The following is a 16,844-nucleotide window of genomic DNA, read 5'->3' on the forward strand; positions in this document are numbered from 1 at the left end:
TTTCATTTCAAGTTTCGATTCAATAAGTATTTATAAACGATTATAAACGTTTCAAACACGACTTGATCCAACTATTTTCTTGAAATTCCCATCGATAAATACTCAACCAAACATTTAACCAAAACAAAACTATGAGCAGTATCAGAAACAAGGTGCAGCTGATCGGGAGATTGGGCACCAAACCAGAACTGAAGGAATTTGAATCTGGGAAGAAAAAAGTGTCATTTAGCTTAGCTACAAACGAGTACTACTACAACAAAGCAGGCGAGCGGGTAGAAGAAACCACCTGGCACAACTTAGCAGCTTGGGATAAAACGGCCGAAAACCTTTCAAAGCTCCTAGATAAGGGTGCTGAGATTGCTATCGAGGGAAAAATCACTAACCGCTCTTATGAAGACAAAGACGGCGTCAAAAAATACCTCACAGAAATCATCATTGATGAGTTTGTGCTTTTTGGCGAGAAGGTAACACAGTAACAAACACTTGGGAAGCTGCTTCTTTTTTATAATTTTTTGTCAAAATCTGCAGCTTCCCACTATTTAGCATGCTCATTTTTTTTTTAATCAAACAATTCCGCCCAATTATCAGTATTTTTGCAGGGACTAACCTATTAAACAATGAAAAAAATAGCTGTTTTCACATCTGGTGGTGACGCTCCTGGAATGAATGCTTGTATCCGTGCAGTCGTCAGAACATCAATTTTTCACGGTTTGGAAATCTATGGTATCAATTATGGATATGATGGCATGATCAATGGAAATATCAAACGCATGCATTCTTATTCCGTCAGCAATATCATCCAACGTGGTGGAACGATTTTAAAGTCCGCAAGAAGCGAGGAGTTTAGAACTCCAGAAGGAAGAAAAAAAGCATATGACAAACTTCAAGAGTTTGGAATAGAGGGTATCGTAGCCATCGGAGGTGACGGCACATTCACTGGTGCTAAAACTTTCTTTGAAGAATATGGAATACCAACTATTGGTTGTCCTGGAACTATCGATAATGATATTTATGGTACTGACTACACCATTGGTTTTGATACTGCAGTAAATACAGCATTAGAGGCGATAGATAAAATCAGGGATACCGCCGCAGCACATGATCGGATTTTCTTTATTGAAGTTATGGGCAGAGATTCAGGATACATAGCTGTAGAATCAGGAATTGGAGGTGGTGCCGAATTTGTAATGGTCCCAGAAACAAAAACAGACATAAGTAAAGTTGTAAAATCTCTGAAAAATCTACGCAAAAGCAAATCCTCAAGCATCATCGTTGTAGCAGAAGGAGATGAGGAAGGAGGAGGAGAAGAAATTATGCAGAAAGTGGAAGAAAAGTTAAAAGATTCAGATAAAGAATTTAAAGTTACCACTTTAGGGCATATTCAACGCGGCGGAAGCCCTACTGCTAGAGACCGCGTATTGGCTTCCCGCTGTGGTATGGCAGCGGTGGAGGGATTGCTACACGGTGAAAAAAATTGCATGGCAGGAGTTGTCAATGGCGATGTCGTTTACACCCCTTTTGCAGATTGTATCGGCAAAACAAAACCTCTTAATGAGGATCATTTACGTCTAATAGAAATCTTAAGTATTTAAACATGGGATATATTCCTTTCTTCCTCACACTTGGAGGATTCATCATGCTGTTTTTTATTGTTGTAAACAGTACATTTAAAAACAAAAAACAACGACTAGTCTGGCTTTCTGGCCAGGTTTTTACCATTATGTACTCCTTGGATAACACGCTGACTCAACCAACATCTGAAAAATTGGATGAAGTGCATGTAGCGATCGAAAGCTTCAGAAGACACAAGGAAGACCTGAAGAAAGCAAATCCTGAAGTATTTGAAAACGAACTACTGCCAACTATTAAAAGCCTTAAATTGGCAAAAGCAGCATATAATCAATTATTGGAAGAAAAGCCGTACAGCTTTATAGCAAAAATTATGGGACATCAACCGTTGAGTTGATGTCTCACCCATCTAATGATTTCTTGTTCTTGACTAGGATTAAACCATTGATAAGCCTCGTCTCTTCGAAACCAAGTCAATTGTCTTTTAGCATAACGCCGGGAATTCCGCTTGAGAAGTCGTGTAGCCTCTTCCAAATCATATTCCCCATCCAAGAACCCAAATATTTCAGTATAGCCTACTGTTTGAAGTGCGTTTAACTCTTTGTAAGGATACAATTGTTGTGCCTCTTCCAGAAGCCCTTGCTCAAGCATTCGATCCATTCGATGGTCTATGCGCGAATAAAGCTCTTCCCGATCCCTTTCCAATGCAATTTTTATGATTTTGAAAGTGCGTTCAACCGACTTTTTATTTCTAAAACTAGAGTACGCTTGGCCTGTAGCACGACAAACTTCCAATGCACGCATCAATCGTTGCGGATTTTTTTGATCCACTACCTCAAAATAGTTTGGATCCAATTGTTTCACCTCGGTTTGTAACCAAGTTATTCCATATTTTTCATAAGAATCAATAATGTCTGCTCTTACACTAGAAGAAATATCCGGTATTTCATCAAAACCTTTACAGACAGCGTCAATATAAAGTCCTGAACCACCTGTAAGAATAACTACAGGGTATTTAATGAATAGTTGTTCCAATAATAGCAAAACATCCTTTTCGAATTGCTTCACATCATATGAATCAAAAATAGAATGTGAATCAATCAAATGATGACGGGCAAGTGATAATTCCTGGGCAGAAGGTTTTGCAGTACCAATATTCATCTCTTTAAAGAACTGCCGACTGTCTGCTGAAATAATTTCTGTGTTGAACTCATTCGCCAATTTAATAGCTAATTCAGTTTTCCCCACGGCTGTAGGTCCTGCTAAGACCACTACTGTAGGATAAATTTTTGGATACGACAAAGGAGGAATATTTTTAAGAATTACATGAATATAAGCAATCAAGCAGATTTAGCAACGTAAAGGAAACATTTTCTCAAAAACACCAGATTTGCTGATTACTTTCGAAACATCATTACTTGAACACTTATGCAACTAACAGATTAGAAAATATTTTATTTTCTTCACAGAAAATTGCTTGTGTCTATATTTTTTTTAATTTCATACAAAATTACAATTTTAATTAAATGATTAACAAAAAGGTTCTGATTGTAGAGGATAATGCACTAAACAGAAAGGTATTTGAAAACATCATTGGGCAGCGTTATCATCTCGAAATCGCAGAAAACGGCTTTCAGGCAATTGAGAAAATCAGACAAGATCATTTTGATCTAATTTTACTCGATATACAAATGCCGATCATGGATGGCGTAACAGCTTGTCGAATGATCAAATCTGAAAAGCTTAGTACTGCCCCAATCATAGCACTTTCAGCTTATTCTGATGAATCAGACAGGGCGTTATTCATCTCCTCTGGATTTGATGACTTTATTGCTAAACCAGTCAAGCCACAAGTTTTATTAAAAATTCTAAATTTTTTTTTGGAAAAAAAAGTATCCTCCGATGGGTATGCCTCTTTTGAAAAACTTTCAATGGAAACTGTTGAAAAATTGAGGAAATACAATACACCAGAAAATATTCAGATCGTATATGAAGATTTTCTTGAAGAAACGAACATGATTCTTGGGGAAATTGAAAAGTTGTTAGCATCAAACAAGCTGGATGAAATCGGTCCAAAAATTCACATTATCAAAGGAAACTCTGGCACGCTTGGCGCAATTGCTCTCTATAAATTTTGTGAATCATTAGAATTAAATATAAAACGTCAAAATTTTGACAACATTGAAAAAGAATATATAACTTTGAAAGAAATAGTGAGCTCTTTCGAAAATCATTTGAAGTCTCATCCAATTTTAAACTCATGACAAGTTCAAAAAAAATTTTAGTCGCTGAAGACAGTTCCGTCATTATCAATTTGACCAAGAATGTACTATTGTTTGAAAAATACCATATTACAGCAGTAAAAAACGGAAAGCAGGTATTAGATAAGCTTGCGCAAGAAGATTTTGATTTGATATTGATGGATATTAATATGCCATTAATGGATGGAATTGAATGTACAAAAGCTGTACGCTCCCTTGAAAATCAAAACAAAGCGACGATTCCAATTGTTGCTATCACAGGGAATTACAAAAATTACACCTTAGATGATTTCAAAAAAGCAGGAATGAACGATTATGTTCAGAAACCACTTGACTACGATTTGTTGCTGGCAACAGTGAAGAAACACTTGTCCTGATTCATGCAAATTAAATACACGAAAAATTTTCTGGATAAATTAGAGAATATTTTTGCGTCATCCGAATACGTCTTACGTTATGAGAAAGGCAATTTTAAGTCGGGTTATTGCATTCTAAAGGATACTAAAATCGTTGTAGTTAATAAATATTATCCTCTTGACGGAAAAATCAACACGCTATTAGAAATAATTAAGGAGCTAAATTTCAACCCTCAAGATTTCAATGATAAGAAAATCCAAGATTTAATCAGTGAATTACAACAAACCGTTTTAAAACTTTGAAAATTACTTTTTTAGGAACAGGAACATCTCAAGGTGTCCCAGTCATTGGGTGCTACTGTCCTGTTTGTAGCTCATTGGATTTCAGAGATAAGCGTTTAAGGAGTTCTATCCTCGTGGAGATTCAGGATCAAACATTTGTCATTGACACAGGACCTGATTTTAGACAGCAAATGTTACGGGAGAAAGTCCGAAAGCTAGATGCAGTCCTATTTACACACGAGCACAAAGATCATACAGCTGGACTCGATGACATACGTTCTTTCAATTTTTTGCAAAAAAAAGATATGCCTATTTATGGCACTTCCAAAGTTTTGAATCAAATCAAACGTGAATTCGCATACATATTTGAAGCAGTAAAGTACCCAGGAGTGCCAGCTGTGGAGATACATGAAATTACAAAAGATCCTTTTCAAATTGGCGATATCCCCATCATTCCTATACAAGTTTTACACTATAAGCTCCCTGTTTTAGGTTTCCGATTTGATGATTTCACTTATATCACAGATGCAAAATATATCGAGGAAGAAGAGTTTGAAAAAATAAAAGGAAGTAAGGTGTTGGTTTTAAATGCTTTGCAGCAAACACATCACCTTTCCCATTTAACCTTGGTAGAAGCCTTGGAATGGGTAGAAAAAATCAAACCGGAAAAAGCATATTTTACGCATATCAGTCATAAATTAGGATGTCATCAAGAGATTGAAAAAGACTTACCAGAGAATGTTTTTCTTGCATATGATGGCTTGACAGTCAACCTTTAGCTATGCATCTGAATTATCATTTCCTCAAGTTTCTGTGCCCTGAGTTGGACTCCTCTTTCCAAGGATTTCAAATACGTTCATGCTTTTCTCAGAATAAAGATGAATTGGTCATCTTGCTTCAAAAAGATGAACAGACGGCTTGCATCCGGGCAAATCTTTTGCCCATATATTCATGTCTGAGCTTTCCGAAGGACTTTAAAAGAAGCAAAAAAAATACTGTCAACCTCTTTGACGAGTGGATTGGACAAGAAGTCCATTCAATCACTCCACTGAATTATGAAAGGGCATTCACTATCAATTTGAAAAGTGGAGATGTAATTATATTTAAACTTCATGGAACTAGGAGCAATATTCTATACTACAAATCAAGTGAAGAATATCCCATTAAAATTTTCAGGAATGAAATCAGAGAAGATTTAGAGATTCTTAAGGATTCCTTATCCGTCCAACTTGACTTAAGCTTTGAACGGTTTAACGAACTTGCTGGGAATGCATCAAAATTTTTACCCACCTTGGGTAAAATCCCTAGAGAATGGCTAAAATCACAAGGATATATCGATGCTGATCTGAATACAAAGTGGTCGCTTATTCAAGAAGTTCAGGATAGGCTAGAAAGCCCGCTATTTTCGATTGTCCAACTAGGAGGAGAATACCATCTCTCACTCCTTCCTGAACACTCTGTAATTTTTCAATCAAGCAAAGCCATAGAAGCATGCAATGAATTGTTTCGCTACCGTGTGGTTGTTCAAACCTTTCATAAAGAAAAAGCAAAATGGGTTCGTCAACTTGAAGATCAACTAAAAAAGAGTCAAGCATATATTCAAAAAACAGAAGAAAAACTTTTAGAACTTCTAGATCAAAATTCTCCTGCTCAAAAAGCAGATGTCCTGATGGCAAATTTACATCAAATTCCCAGGGGAGCAGTTTCTGCTACGCTTTTCAATTTCTACACCAATCAAGAAGAAGAATTTTCTTGGAAACAAGGTGTGAGCCCACAGAAAGTCGCCGAAAATTTTTATAGAAAATCAAAAAACAGAAAAATTGAAATCAACCAATTAGAAGAAAATTTGAGGGCTAAAGAAAGGTTGGTCGAACAGCTGCAAGAACAACGAAGTGAGCTACTAACAATTGAGGATTTTAAAAGTCTACGTCAATTTGTCAAAGATAACAACTTCACCCACACAGCAAAATCACAAGAAGAAACTGTCCCATTCAAACGTTTTGAAATTGATAGTTTTGAAGTATTAGTCGGTAAATCGGCTAAAGCAAATGACGAATTATTGCGCAGATATGCCTGGAAAGAAGACTTATGGTTACATGCAAAGGACGTCTCTGGCTCTCATGTACTGATAAAATATAAATCAGGAATTCCATTTCCTTCACAGGTGATAGAGAAAGCTGCTGCTTTAGCTGCTTATTATTCAAAAAACAAGAACGAAAGTTTAGCGGCCGTCATAGTTACGCCCGCTAAATATGTGCGCAAAGCAAAAGGTTCTGCCCCAGGGGCTGTAATGGTTGACAAAGAAAAAACTGTATTGGTCATTCCTCAAGACCCAGCTAGCATTTAAAAAGCTGAACGGGGTTTAGCAGGGGGGCCTAAACTTATCTTATTGAAGCCTTTCACAAGCACTACCGTACCAGCTATACCAATTGCTCCACCAGCGTAAAGAAGACCTCTCCCCCATTCAGGATTACTTCCAAGTAATTGTCCTCCCAAAATCGTGACAGAATACCCTATCGTTGCTACCAAAATACCGTTTTTTAATTGATTTTGAGCTTGATTTAAATTCAACTTGACCTCATACAAATCTTGCTCCAATTGCATGATAGTTCGCTTCATTGTCTCATCAGCCATCTGAGTGGCTCCGGTTTGAGCATGCACACTAACACCATAAAGAAAAAAACCTAAAACAAGCGTGACAACTTTCCTCATTTGTTTATCCATTCCTTAAATTGACTTACCTTTTCTCTTGATACTATTAAATCTGTAAATGATGGAGAATTTAAAGAAAGCAATAGTCTACCGTTTTGATAGGGCTTCATTTCCTGCAAATAATCCATACTGACGATTGAAGAACGATTGATTCTATAAAATTCCGTTGGATTTAATAACTGATCTTCCAACTCTTGCAAGCTATAATCCACGATGTATTTTTTTGAGTCCCCTGAACAAACAAGGTACGTAACACTGTTTTCCGTGAAGAAATAAGCTATATCTTGGACGGAAACCAACTTAATTTTGTTGCTATATTTGGCCAAAAACCGTTGCTTATATACTTTGTCATGATAACCATGAAATATCTGTTGTAAAACTTCAGCAGAAAGAGCACTTTTTTGATCATCCCACAAGAACTTTTTTGCCTTTTCTATCGCTGCAATCAATCGGTCTTCCTGTATGGGCTTTAAGATGTAATCGATACAATTATGATCAAAAGACTGCAAAGCATATTGATCATAGGCTGTGATAAAGACAATTGGTGTAGTTATCTTGAAAAGTTTTAATACATCAAAGCTCAACCCATCCGCTAGATGCAAATCGCAAAACAAAACATCAAAATTGTTTTGATGATGCAGGATATGTGTGAGATCCTCTAACGATTGCCCCGTATACATGATTTGAGCGGTAGGATTGTGCTGAGAAATAATAGACTGAATCCTTTTCTTGGTCAATGGCTCATCCTCTACTATCGCTATTTTCATATGGTTCGATTAATGGTAGTTTCACTTCAAAAAATTCTTCTGTACTTACAACATGTACATTTCTACCTAAGAACTTATATCTAGCCCGAATGTTTTCAAGTCCTATACCAGTAGATGTCTCTATGATTGACTTTACTTGCTTTTTATTATGAATTGTAATTGCGTCGGAAGATGCTGAAATGCTAACTTCCAACGGTTTTACATCCGTGAAATAATTATGTTTAACTACATTCTCTACCAATAACTGAAGGACAGCTGGTGGTAAAAGTTTAGGCAAACACTCCTGATGAATATCTTGCTGAAAGCTCAGTGAGCCCTGAAATCTTATTTCTAACAATTCAATATACTTTTTTAAAAAGGTCAATTCCTCTTCTAAGCTAACTAATTCAACATTTCTTTTATTGAGGATATATCGATAAATATCCGATAGTTTATGAAGGTATTGATCTGCCAATTTGGGGTTTTCATAAATCAGCGAAGAAAGAATACTGAGGTTGTTAAAGAAAAAGTGAGGATTTATTTGTGCATTCAATGCATCCAACTTGGCATTTACTGTCAATGTCTTCAGGCGCTCTGCTTCCAATTTTTTCTCACTGAATTTCTTGTTGAAATAATAAATGGCATTCACACTGTTCAAAAAGAGATTTACACGATAAACAAAGGCCGCTGTAAAGAAAAAGTTTTGCCATGAGTATGAAAAGGGACCTCCTAAAATATTACCGGTGATTAGCACGGATGAGGATGCAAGTAATCCTACAAATACTAAGCTGACAACAAACTGAATAATTAGAGGATGAATTGTTTTAGGAAAAAAAGATGATTTTTTTTCAAGCCATTCGTTGATGATCCAAATCCCGAAAACATTGTAAAATACTACTATCAAAAGATAATGGGCAGGCAAATCAACTTGATACAGTCGATCACCATCCAACAATGAAATATTTAAAAATGAGTAAATCCCCAGAAGGGTAGCAAACAAATATCTGTATGCATGTCCAAACATTGGATATCAAATAAGGGCGTTTAGTTGATTCATTTTAACAGGAAAAACATTAAAATGTTTTAAAAAATAAAGGAGCCCTTACGGCTCCCTTATTTATTGTGATAGTATTAATCTAACTCGGGTAAAAGTACTCCGTCAATTACATGGACAACACCATTCTCGATGGCTACATCAGCCGCTACTACATTATATATATTTCCTTCAGCATCTGTCACGGTTACATTATTACCTGTTCTTGTTACAGTTAAATCCTCACCAGCTAAGGTTGGTACTGTGTTTACACCTTCAGCTAAATCAAATGAGAAAGCTACTGCAGGCACAACATGAAATCCTAATACTTTAGTAACTGCTTCGGCTCCTAGTGTTTCTATGAGTGCTTCCAATGAATTTAAATTCAAAGTTTCCAAAAGATCACCAAAGGCAGCATTCGTTGGAGCAAATACTGTAATGGCTTCAGCATCAAGAAGAGTTCCTCCTAAATCAGCTGCTGTTACTGCTGCTAAAAGTGTAGTCAATTCAGCCGCTGTAGCAGCTTCTACTACATTTGGAAGATCGATTTCTGGAAGAAGAACACCATCAATTACATGGACTACCCCATTTTCGATTTCAACATCAGCCGTAACCACATTACGTGTATTGCCAGCAGCATCTGTTACCGTTACATTACTCCCGTCTCTTGTGACTGTTAAGGTTTGTCCAGCTAAGGTGGTGAATGTATTTGTTGGCTGCAAGTCAGCTGCGAATGCAGTCGCACCCACTACGTGAAAACCTAAAACGGTTTCTAAGTTTTCAATACCACCAATTCTTGCTACTAATTGCGCTAAACTCGTTGCGTTGAATGCCTCTAAAGCATTGCCAAATGCATCATTGGTTGGGGCAAATACAGTGATCGCAGGAGCTGCTAACAATGCGTCAGCTAAACCATCCACTTCTGTTACTGCAGCTAACAATGTTGTCAAACCTGCCGCAGTTGCTGCTTCCACCAAGTTTGGTGCAGGTGTTTGTGGCAAGTCAATTTCAGGCAATAAAACTCTGTCAATTACGTGAACTACACCATTACTGATTCTCACATCAGCTGTAACCACATTTGCCGTATTCCCTGCTGCATCTACAACAGTTACAGTGTTTCCTTGTCTATTGACAGTCAAGGATTGGCCGGAAAGCGTGGTGAAGTTGTTTGTAGCTCCTAAATCCGCTGCCAAAGCAACAGCCGGTACTACGTGAAAACCTAAAACTGTTTCTAGATTTTCAGGACCTCCCAATGCATCCACCAATTGATTTAGATCAGATGCACCGAAAGCTGTTAGTGCAGCTGCAAAAGCATCATTGGTAGGAGCAAAAACAGTAATTGCATTAGCTTCCAATAATGCAGGAGCTAAACCTGGCACTGCTTGTACCGCAGCAAGTAAAGTTGTCAAACCCGCCTGATTGGCTGCATCTACTAAATTAGCTGCCTCTGGTTCAGGTCTCATGTCTTCATCATCGTTACATGCTACAATCGCAAACAAAAATGCGAATACAAGTAAATACTTTGATAAATTTTGCATAGTTAAATTGTTTAGTTTCATGTTCTTTAACCGATAAAATCCAATGTAGATACATGAAATTCTCTGAACTGTCGTATAAACTAGCTGAACTGTGCATTTAAAAAGCTGAATTGTAAAAAAAAAGACCTCCACTTGTATGGAGGCCTCTTTATGAAATAACAAAATTCTTTTTTACTCTACGATGTGAATCTTAAGCATATTAGTAGGGCCCTTTGCTTTCAATGGCATACTGGCAGTATTGATGATAATATCACCGTTTTTGACATAATTATCAGCTTTCAACTTATTTTGAATGTCCATAAAGGTCGCATCTGTAGAAACATTACTCGTATAATAATAAGCCCTTACTCCCCAAGCCAAACTCAGTTGAGTTAAGAGGTTTTTGTTGTTTGTAAATACGATCAAATTTGCTAAAGGCCTAAAAGAAGACAAACGAAAAGCAGTCATCCCTGAAGCTGTAATTCCAACCAATACTTTGGCCTTTACATTTCGTGATAGTCGGGCAGCCATCAAAGTAAGGTTTTTACTCAAAAATTTAGGATCTTCTTCTGGTATCTTGTACAAATGATGAAATACATCCTCGTTACTTTCAATATAGGATATAATACTTGTCATTGCCTTTACCGAAGCCACCGGGAATTGACCTGAAGCTGTTTCAGCAGATAACATTACTGCATCGGCTCCATCCAGTACAGCTGTGGCCACATCATTGGTTTCTGCGCGGGTCGGTCTTGGATGATTAATCATGCTTTCCAGCATCTGGGTTGCAATGATGACCGGCTTACTGGCTAATTTACATTTTTGAACGATTTTCTTTTGCCAAAGAGGTACTTTTTCCATTGGAACTTCTACTCCCAAATCACCACGAGCTACCATAATTGCATCCGTAGCTTTGATAATGGCATCAATATTCTCCAAAGCTTCTGGTTTTTCTATTTTGGCTACAATTCTGCAATCTTTTCCTGCGCTCAAAATTCTTTCTCTAAGGTCCAAAATATCATCTGCAGACCTTACAAACGAGAGTGCAATCCAATCTACATCATTCGCTAACCCAAACTCCAAATCTATAAGATCTTTTTCTGTAAGGGATGGAGCAGAAACACGTGTATTTGGTAAATTGATACCTTTTCGGGATTTTAGAACACCTCCATGAATGACCACACACCGTACATTTTTACCATCTGTATTATTCACAGCCAATTCAATGTTTCCATCATCAATCAAAATCCGATCTCCACCTTTCACATCATTGGGTAGGTTTTTATAAACTGTGCTTACCAACTCTGCATTTCCTACAACAGGTTCGTTGGTAATTGTGATTTTCTGTCCTGGGCTAATTTGTACTCCCCCATTTTCCATTTCACCAACTCTGATTTTAGGTCCTTGCAAATCTTGAAGAATACCAAGATTGGATCCATTTTCTTCATTGATTTTGCGAATAAGTTGGATAACTTTTGAATGACCTTCATGATCACCATGGGAAAAATTTAAACGGAAGACATTCGCACCTGCTGATGCTAGACTTCTCAACATTTCTTCATTGTTGGAGGCAGGGCCTACGGTTGCAAGTATTTTGGTTTTGTTAAATAATGCAATACTCATGTGTAATATTATTTTAATAGGTTAGAAGATTCTCTTTCGATTTTAATTTTGTCACATCAATCTTAACAACATTTTGAATAAAATCAACGGTAGAAAGGCGCTCAATATACGTATTTATATTTATATCCTCTGTAAAATCCTGAACGAGCATAAAATAGTCCATCACTTTTAACTCTGGGATCAAATAGGCTGGAGATGGTCCAAAAGTATTCGATTTGTTTTTTAGTAATTGGACAAATCCATGTTCTTTGATTTGAATAAATTGAGGCACCATCAAGTCCGGTTGGTTGATTAACTCTAGGTAGTAATCATCGACTTTTTTCAATCGCAAATCCAAGAGCTTATTGATGGCCCATGCTAACTTATAATCCTTCACGGGCGCCACAAATCCTAAGATTTCAAAGTCAAATTGATAATCAAAAATAAGTTTATTCTTTTTCATAAAACCCGCTTGTATCTACTTACAAATGTAAAAATAAACATTAAAGATCCCCTTTCTCTTTATTTTCCTAAATTTCATATTGCCATTTTTTTGGCAATAAGGTTTTAAATATATTTCTTTGCGAAGTGTTTTAATTTAAACTGATCAAAAAATGTCTGAAATTGCACAAAAAGTAAAAGCCATTATCGTAGATAAATTGGGCGTAGAAGAATCTGAAGTTACTCCTGAGGCTAGCTTCACTAATGACCTTGGGGCGGACTCCTTGGATACTGTTGAGTTAATCATGGAATTTGAAAAGGAATTCAATATTTCTATTCCAGATGATCAAGCTGAGCAAATCGGGACTGTAGGACAGGCTGTCAGCTATCTTGAAGCTAACGTAAAATAAAAACACTATAAAATTCATTTATGAATTTAAGAAGAGTTGTAGTAACCGGTCTTGGTGCATTAACACCCATAGGCAATACCGTAGAGGAATTCTGGAACGGTCTGTCGACGGGTGTGAGTGGCGCTGGACCGATTACTAAATTCGATGCTTCCCTTTTTAAAACCCAGTTTGCCTGCGAAGTGAAAAACTTGGATGTAGAGCAATATTTGGATAAAAAAGAAGCTAGAAAATTAGACCAGTTTTCCCAGTATGCACTTATTGCTGCAGAGCAGGCCATCAAAGATTCGGGCATTGATCCAGAAAAAATTGATCTCAATCGGGCAGGAGTAATTCTTGGATCTGGGATTGGAGGTCTCAAAACCCTAGAAGAGGAAATTACCAATTTCAACAATGGTGATGGTACTCCACGATACAATCCGTTTTTCATCCCTAAGATGATTGTGGATATATGTGCTGGACATATTTCTATAAAATACGGTTTTAAAGGACCAAATTTTGTCACAGTCTCTGCTTGTGCTTCTTCTACAAACGCTATTTTGGATGCCTTCAATTACATCCGATGGAATAAAGCGGATGTGTTCATTACAGGAGGTTCTGAAGCAGTTGTGACCACTTCATGCATTGGAGGTTTCAATGCTATGAAAGCGCTGTCTCAGAGAAATGATTCTCCCGAAACAGCTTCAAGACCATTTGATAAAGACAGAGATGGATTTGTCCTTGGTGAAGGTGCGGGATGCATTATTTTGGAGGAATATGAGCATGCTGTAGCAAGAGGAGCAAAAATTTATGCTGAAATGGTCGGTGGTGCCATGACTGCCGATGCTTATCACATTACAGCTCCTCACCCGGATGGTGATGGTGCAAGTAATGTTATGAAACTTGCCATTGAAGATGCTGGCATGAATCCAGATGAAATTGATTATGTAAACGTGCATGGTACTTCTACACCACTTGGTGATGTAGCAGAAGTAAAAGCCATCCAAAAAGTATTTGGTGAGCACGCCTACAAACTCAATATTAGCAGTACAAAATCTATGACAGGACATTTGTTGGGAGCAGCGGGAGCTGTCGAGGCTATTGCTTCTATCCTTTCTGTCAAAAACGATTTAGTACCACCTACTATCAATCACTTCACAGATGATGAAAATATAGATAGTAAACTCAATTTGACGTTTAATACAGCTCAAAAACGAACCGTTAGAGCTGCTTTGAGTAATACTTTTGGATTTGGTGGACACAACTGTTCTGTCATCTTCAAAAAAATAGAAGAGTAACTTGAAACTTTCCCGCTTACTCCGCTTACGAGGAATATTCTATACCAAAAAAGATAAAAGGCTTGCTGCTTCCATTAAACACATGGCTGGTAGCAAGCCTTTTAATTTGGCATTATACAAACTTGCTATTAAGCATGCATCTGTATCTGATGAGTATATAAACGGACTAAAAATATCCAATGAGCGACTTGAATATCTGGGAGATGCAATCCTTGGAGCTGTCATAGCTGAGTTTTTATTCCTTAAATTCCCCTATCGTGATGAAGGATTTCTAACGGAAACGCGTTCAAGAATGGTTAATAGAGAGGCATTAAACCACATTGCTATAAAAATCGGATTAGCCAAACTGATATCCGAATCCTATGAAGGTAGGAATTTAGGGACCCATAAATCTATTTTTGGTGACTCACTCGAAGCACTTATAGGAGCGATCTACTTAGATCGAGGATATAAATTCTGTAAAAAATTTATCCTGAAGCGTATAGTGATTCATTATGACGTAGATGAAATCATCAATACTACAACTAACTTCAAAAGCAAAATCATTGAGTGGGCCCAAAAAGAAAGTAAAGATGTGGAATTTAAAATGGTATCCATGACCGGTAATCAGCGCTTTAAAGAATTTTTGGTCGAGATTTGGATTGAAAATGAATCACTAGCTTTCGGAAAAGGAAATACTAAGAAAAAAGCTGAACAAGAAGCTTCCAAAAATGCTTGTGAGAAACTCGCTATTCAAATTTAGAACAGTATCTTTGATTATCGTGTTTGATAACTTTGAAACACAACATGTCAACTGTGAAAATTGCCTGCGCTACTGTCAATCAAACACCACTTGATTGGATAGGAAATCTTGAAAACATCATTGCTTCTATTCATGAAGCAAAAAATCAGGGCGTTGAACTGCTCTGCTTACCTGAATTAGCCATTACTGCTTATGGAGCCGAGGATTTATATCTCAGCTACTGGTTTCCTCAAAAAGCAGTGAAACAACTACAAGAATTAATCTCCCACTGTGAAGGCATTACGGTAGCTGTTGGTCTACCCATACGTATTCAGTCGAACGTGTACAATTGCATGGCTGTTATCGAAAATGGTCAACTGATTGGCTTAGTAGCCAAGCAGTTTATGGCCATCGATGGGGTACATTATGAATTCCGTTGGTTTAGTCCATGGGAGGCTTATAAAATTGTATCCTTTGACTTTTTTGGAACTCCAATCCCTATGGGAGATATTATTTTTGAAAAAAATGGCTTTCGGTATGGATTTGAAATCTGTGAAGATGCCTGGAGAGGAAACGAAAGACCTGGATTTCGACTGAAAGATCGCCATATAGACATCATTTTCAATCCCTCTGCTAGTCATTTTGCTATGGGAAAAAGTTTGCAGCGGGAAGAATTGATGAAAAAATCGTCCGCTTTGATGGGTGCAACTTATTTTTATGTCAACCTGTTGGGCAATGAAGCTGGAAGAATGATTTTTGATGGAGAAATCTTGGTAGCTGATCAGGAAAGAATACTCCTGCGCAATAAGCTCCTTTCCTTCTTGGATTTTCAAGTTTGCACTTTTGACTACCAGAAAGACTTGACCAAGCGCCCAGAGGTAAATTATCACTTTGATAAGCACGAAGAATTTGTACAGGCTTCTTCTTTGGCTTTGTTTGACTACTTGAGAAAAAGTAAAAGTAAAGGCTTTGTTCTAAGTTTAAGTGGTGGGGCTGATTCATCTACGATTGCCATATTAGTAGCCGAAATGGTCAGAAGAGGAATAGAAGAGCTTGGCTTGGATAAGTTTATAAAAAAAATAGGCATTGAATTTACACCAACTTCTGATAATGTTATAAAAGAGTTTGTAGGTAAAATATTTACAGTAGCCTATCAAGCCTCCAACAACTCCTCCACAGATACCTTTGATAGTGCCAAATTGCTTGCGGAAGATATTGGGGCTGTTTTCTACAACTGGGAAATTACCGAAGAAGTACACTCTTACACCTCTAAAATTGAACATGCTATTGGAAGAAAGTTGACTTGGGAACAGGATGACCTGACACTACAAAATATTCAAGCCCGAGCGCGATCTCCGATCATTTGGATGCTTGCCAATATCAATCAGGCTCTTTTGCTAAGTACATCCAACAGAAGCGAAGGAGATGTAGGCTATGCTACTATGGATGGGGATACCAGCGGTAGTATTTCGCCTATTGCTGCAGTAGACAAGCATTTCGTATTGCAGTGGCTGCAATGGGCCGAGAAACAGTTGAATTATGGAGGGTTGAAAAAAGTCAATAGCCTACAGCCAACAGCAGAACTCCGTCCAACAGAAAATCATCAAACAGATGAGGCCGATCTGATGCCATATTCTCTGATTGTCGAAATAGAGAGACTTGCTATCCGAGATCGTAGATCACCCATGGATATATACCTCATCTTACAGGAAGAATTAGACTATTCAGACGAACAACTGAAAGATTATATTAAAAAGTTCTTTAGATTGTGGTCCCGAAATCAATGGAAACGGGAGCGTTTAGCTCCTTCCTTTCATTTGGATGAATTTAATGTAGACCCAAAAACCTGGTATAGATTCCCTATCCTTTCAAACGGTTATGAGGAAGAATTACAAGAATTGGATAAAATTTAACTGAGTT

General features: G+C 37.4%; 19 protein-coding genes. 12 read left to right on the forward strand and 7 right to left on the reverse strand.

From position 1 onward, the window contains the following. Positions 1 to 131 precede the first annotated feature (131 nt). The 3 genes from IPZ59_RS17570 to IPZ59_RS17580 all read left to right on the forward strand — a co-directional run bounded on the left by IPZ59_RS17570 (position 132) and on the right by IPZ59_RS17580 (position 1,966). Positions 132 to 476 (forward strand): single-stranded DNA-binding protein, encoded by a 345-nt coding sequence (locus tag IPZ59_RS17570; RefSeq protein ID WP_236137351.1) that lies wholly within the window; start codon positions 132 to 134, stop codon positions 474 to 476. Between the two features lie 141 nt (positions 477 to 617). Next, a complete protein-coding gene (gene pfkA / locus IPZ59_RS17575; RefSeq protein ID WP_236137352.1) occupies positions 618 to 1,592 on the forward strand; it encodes a 6-phosphofructokinase in 975 nt (324 codons plus the stop codon). 2 nt (positions 1,593 to 1,594) lie between these two features. Then, positions 1,595 to 1,966 carry a hypothetical protein gene (locus IPZ59_RS17580; protein WP_236137353.1) on the forward strand — a complete coding sequence of 124 codons (372 nt, stop codon included), beginning with the start codon at positions 1,595 to 1,597 and terminating at the stop codon, positions 1,964 to 1,966. On the opposite strand, the gene miaA is transcribed toward IPZ59_RS17580, so the two are convergent. Then, a complete protein-coding gene (gene miaA / locus IPZ59_RS17585; protein WP_236137354.1) occupies positions 1,951 to 2,871 on the reverse strand; it encodes a tRNA (adenosine(37)-N6)-dimethylallyltransferase MiaA in 921 nt (306 codons plus the stop codon). The two genes, IPZ59_RS17580 and miaA, sit on opposite strands and share 16 nt — an antisense overlap. A gap of 224 nt (positions 2,872 to 3,095) precedes the next feature. Here miaA and IPZ59_RS17590 point away from each other — a divergent pair, with 224 nt between their 5' ends. From IPZ59_RS17590 to IPZ59_RS17610, 5 genes are read left to right on the forward strand one after another with little or no spacing between them, the layout of a single operon-like run. Continuing rightward, positions 3,096 to 3,833, forward strand: coding sequence for a response regulator (locus IPZ59_RS17590; RefSeq protein WP_236137355.1), 738 nt, complete (start codon positions 3,096 to 3,098; stop codon positions 3,831 to 3,833). Beyond that, a complete protein-coding gene (locus tag IPZ59_RS17595) occupies positions 3,830 to 4,207 on the forward strand; it encodes a response regulator (RefSeq protein WP_236137356.1) in 378 nt (125 codons plus the stop codon). Before IPZ59_RS17590 ends, IPZ59_RS17595 begins: the two co-directional genes overlap by 4 nt. Before the next feature lie 3 nt (positions 4,208 to 4,210). Beyond that, a complete protein-coding gene (locus IPZ59_RS17600) occupies positions 4,211 to 4,489 on the forward strand; it encodes a hypothetical protein (protein ID WP_236137357.1) in 279 nt (92 codons plus the stop codon). After that, positions 4,486 to 5,247, forward strand: coding sequence for an MBL fold metallo-hydrolase (locus IPZ59_RS17605; protein ID WP_236137358.1), 762 nt, complete (start codon positions 4,486 to 4,488; stop codon positions 5,245 to 5,247). The genes IPZ59_RS17600 and IPZ59_RS17605 overlap by 4 nt, the downstream gene beginning before the upstream one ends. A 2-nt stretch (positions 5,248 to 5,249) precedes the next feature. After that, positions 5,250 to 6,815 (forward strand): NFACT RNA binding domain-containing protein, encoded by a 1,566-nt coding sequence (locus IPZ59_RS17610; protein ID WP_236137359.1) that lies wholly within the window; start codon positions 5,250 to 5,252, stop codon positions 6,813 to 6,815. Here the strand turns inward: IPZ59_RS17610 and IPZ59_RS17615 are convergent. The 6 genes from IPZ59_RS17615 to IPZ59_RS17640 form a co-directional block, all read right to left on the reverse strand. Further along, entirely contained in the window at positions 6,812 to 7,180 is a 369-nt protein-coding gene (locus IPZ59_RS17615; protein ID WP_236137360.1) for a hypothetical protein, read from the reverse strand. The two genes, IPZ59_RS17610 and IPZ59_RS17615, sit on opposite strands and share 4 nt — an antisense overlap. Further along, positions 7,177 to 7,947 (reverse strand): LytR/AlgR family response regulator transcription factor, encoded by a 771-nt coding sequence (locus tag IPZ59_RS17620; protein ID WP_236137361.1) that lies wholly within the window; start codon positions 7,945 to 7,947, stop codon positions 7,177 to 7,179. Before IPZ59_RS17620 ends, IPZ59_RS17615 begins: the two co-directional genes overlap by 4 nt. Then, positions 7,922 to 8,950: a sensor histidine kinase gene (locus IPZ59_RS17625; RefSeq protein ID WP_236137362.1), complete on the reverse strand. Its 1,029-nt coding sequence runs from the start codon at positions 8,948 to 8,950 to the stop codon at positions 7,922 to 7,924. The genes IPZ59_RS17620 and IPZ59_RS17625 overlap by 26 nt, the downstream gene beginning before the upstream one ends. Positions 8,951 to 9,057: 107 nt before the next feature. Continuing rightward, positions 9,058 to 10,497, reverse strand: a complete 1,440-nt coding sequence (locus IPZ59_RS17630) for a fasciclin domain-containing protein (RefSeq protein ID WP_236137363.1) — start codon at positions 10,495 to 10,497, stop codon at positions 9,058 to 9,060. Positions 10,498 to 10,668: 171 nt separating this feature from the next. Next, complete coding sequence (gene pyk / locus IPZ59_RS17635) at positions 10,669 to 12,099, reverse strand: pyruvate kinase (RefSeq protein ID WP_236137364.1); 1,431 nt, start codon at positions 12,097 to 12,099, stop codon at positions 10,669 to 10,671. 13 nt (positions 12,100 to 12,112) lie between these two features. Further along, positions 12,113 to 12,541 carry an IPExxxVDY family protein gene (locus IPZ59_RS17640; RefSeq protein WP_236137365.1) on the reverse strand — a complete coding sequence of 143 codons (429 nt, stop codon included), beginning with the start codon at positions 12,539 to 12,541 and terminating at the stop codon, positions 12,113 to 12,115. A gap of 151 nt (positions 12,542 to 12,692) precedes the next feature. Between IPZ59_RS17640 and IPZ59_RS17645 the strand changes: the two genes are divergently transcribed. The 4 genes from IPZ59_RS17645 to nadE are packed head-to-tail and all read left to right on the forward strand — an operon-like array spanning position 12,693 to position 16,837. Next, positions 12,693 to 12,929 (forward strand): acyl carrier protein, encoded by a 237-nt coding sequence (locus IPZ59_RS17645; RefSeq protein WP_010855324.1) that lies wholly within the window; start codon positions 12,693 to 12,695, stop codon positions 12,927 to 12,929. 20 nt (positions 12,930 to 12,949) lie between these two features. After that, positions 12,950 to 14,203, forward strand: a complete 1,254-nt coding sequence (gene fabF, locus IPZ59_RS17650; RefSeq protein WP_236137366.1) for a beta-ketoacyl-ACP synthase II — start codon at positions 12,950 to 12,952, stop codon at positions 14,201 to 14,203. Position 14,204: 1 nt separating this feature from the next. Beyond that, a complete protein-coding gene (rnc, locus tag IPZ59_RS17655) occupies positions 14,205 to 14,945 on the forward strand; it encodes a ribonuclease III (RefSeq protein ID WP_236137367.1) in 741 nt (246 codons plus the stop codon). Positions 14,946 to 14,989: 44 nt separating this feature from the next. After that, complete coding sequence (gene nadE, locus IPZ59_RS17660) at positions 14,990 to 16,837, forward strand: NAD(+) synthase (RefSeq protein WP_236137368.1); 1,848 nt, start codon at positions 14,990 to 14,992, stop codon at positions 16,835 to 16,837. The last annotated feature ends 7 nt before the right edge of the window (positions 16,838 to 16,844 follow it).

Source organism: Mongoliitalea daihaiensis, from assembly GCF_021596945.1.
GTDB lineage: Bacteria > Bacteroidota > Bacteroidia > Cytophagales > Cyclobacteriaceae > Mongoliitalea > Mongoliitalea daihaiensis.

Coding starts and splice junctions, on each gene's coding strand:
- IPZ59_RS17570 (WP_236137351.1), top strand. CDS start 132: ATGAGCAGTATCAGAAACAAGGTGCAGCTGATCGGGAGATTGGGCACC.
- pfkA (WP_236137352.1), top strand. CDS start 618: ATGAAAAAAATAGCTGTTTTCACATCTGGTGGTGACGCTCCTGGAATG.
- IPZ59_RS17580 (WP_236137353.1), top strand. CDS start 1,595: ATGGGATATATTCCTTTCTTCCTCACACTTGGAGGATTCATCATGCTG.
- IPZ59_RS17590 (WP_236137355.1), top strand. CDS start 3,096: ATGATTAACAAAAAGGTTCTGATTGTAGAGGATAATGCACTAAACAGA.
- IPZ59_RS17595 (WP_236137356.1), top strand. CDS start 3,830: ATGACAAGTTCAAAAAAAATTTTAGTCGCTGAAGACAGTTCCGTCATT.
- IPZ59_RS17600 (WP_236137357.1), top strand. CDS start 4,211: ATGCAAATTAAATACACGAAAAATTTTCTGGATAAATTAGAGAATATT.
- IPZ59_RS17610 (WP_236137359.1), top strand. CDS start 5,250: ATGCATCTGAATTATCATTTCCTCAAGTTTCTGTGCCCTGAGTTGGAC.
- IPZ59_RS17615 (WP_236137360.1), bottom strand. CDS start 7,180: ATGAGGAAAGTTGTCACGCTTGTTTTAGGTTTTTTTCTTTATGGTGTT.
- IPZ59_RS17620 (WP_236137361.1), bottom strand. CDS start 7,947: ATGAAAATAGCGATAGTAGAGGATGAGCCATTGACCAAGAAAAGGATT.
- IPZ59_RS17625 (WP_236137362.1), bottom strand. CDS start 8,950: ATGTTTGGACATGCATACAGATATTTGTTTGCTACCCTTCTGGGGATT.
- IPZ59_RS17630 (WP_236137363.1), bottom strand. CDS start 10,497: ATGCAAAATTTATCAAAGTATTTACTTGTATTCGCATTTTTGTTTGCG.
- pyk (WP_236137364.1), bottom strand. CDS start 12,099: ATGAGTATTGCATTATTTAACAAAACCAAAATACTTGCAACCGTAGGC.
- IPZ59_RS17640 (WP_236137365.1), bottom strand. CDS start 12,541: ATGAAAAAGAATAAACTTATTTTTGATTATCAATTTGACTTTGAAATC.
- IPZ59_RS17645 (WP_010855324.1), top strand. CDS start 12,693: ATGTCTGAAATTGCACAAAAAGTAAAAGCCATTATCGTAGATAAATTG.
- fabF (WP_236137366.1), top strand. CDS start 12,950: ATGAATTTAAGAAGAGTTGTAGTAACCGGTCTTGGTGCATTAACACCC.
- nadE (WP_236137368.1), top strand. CDS start 14,990: ATGTCAACTGTGAAAATTGCCTGCGCTACTGTCAATCAAACACCACTT.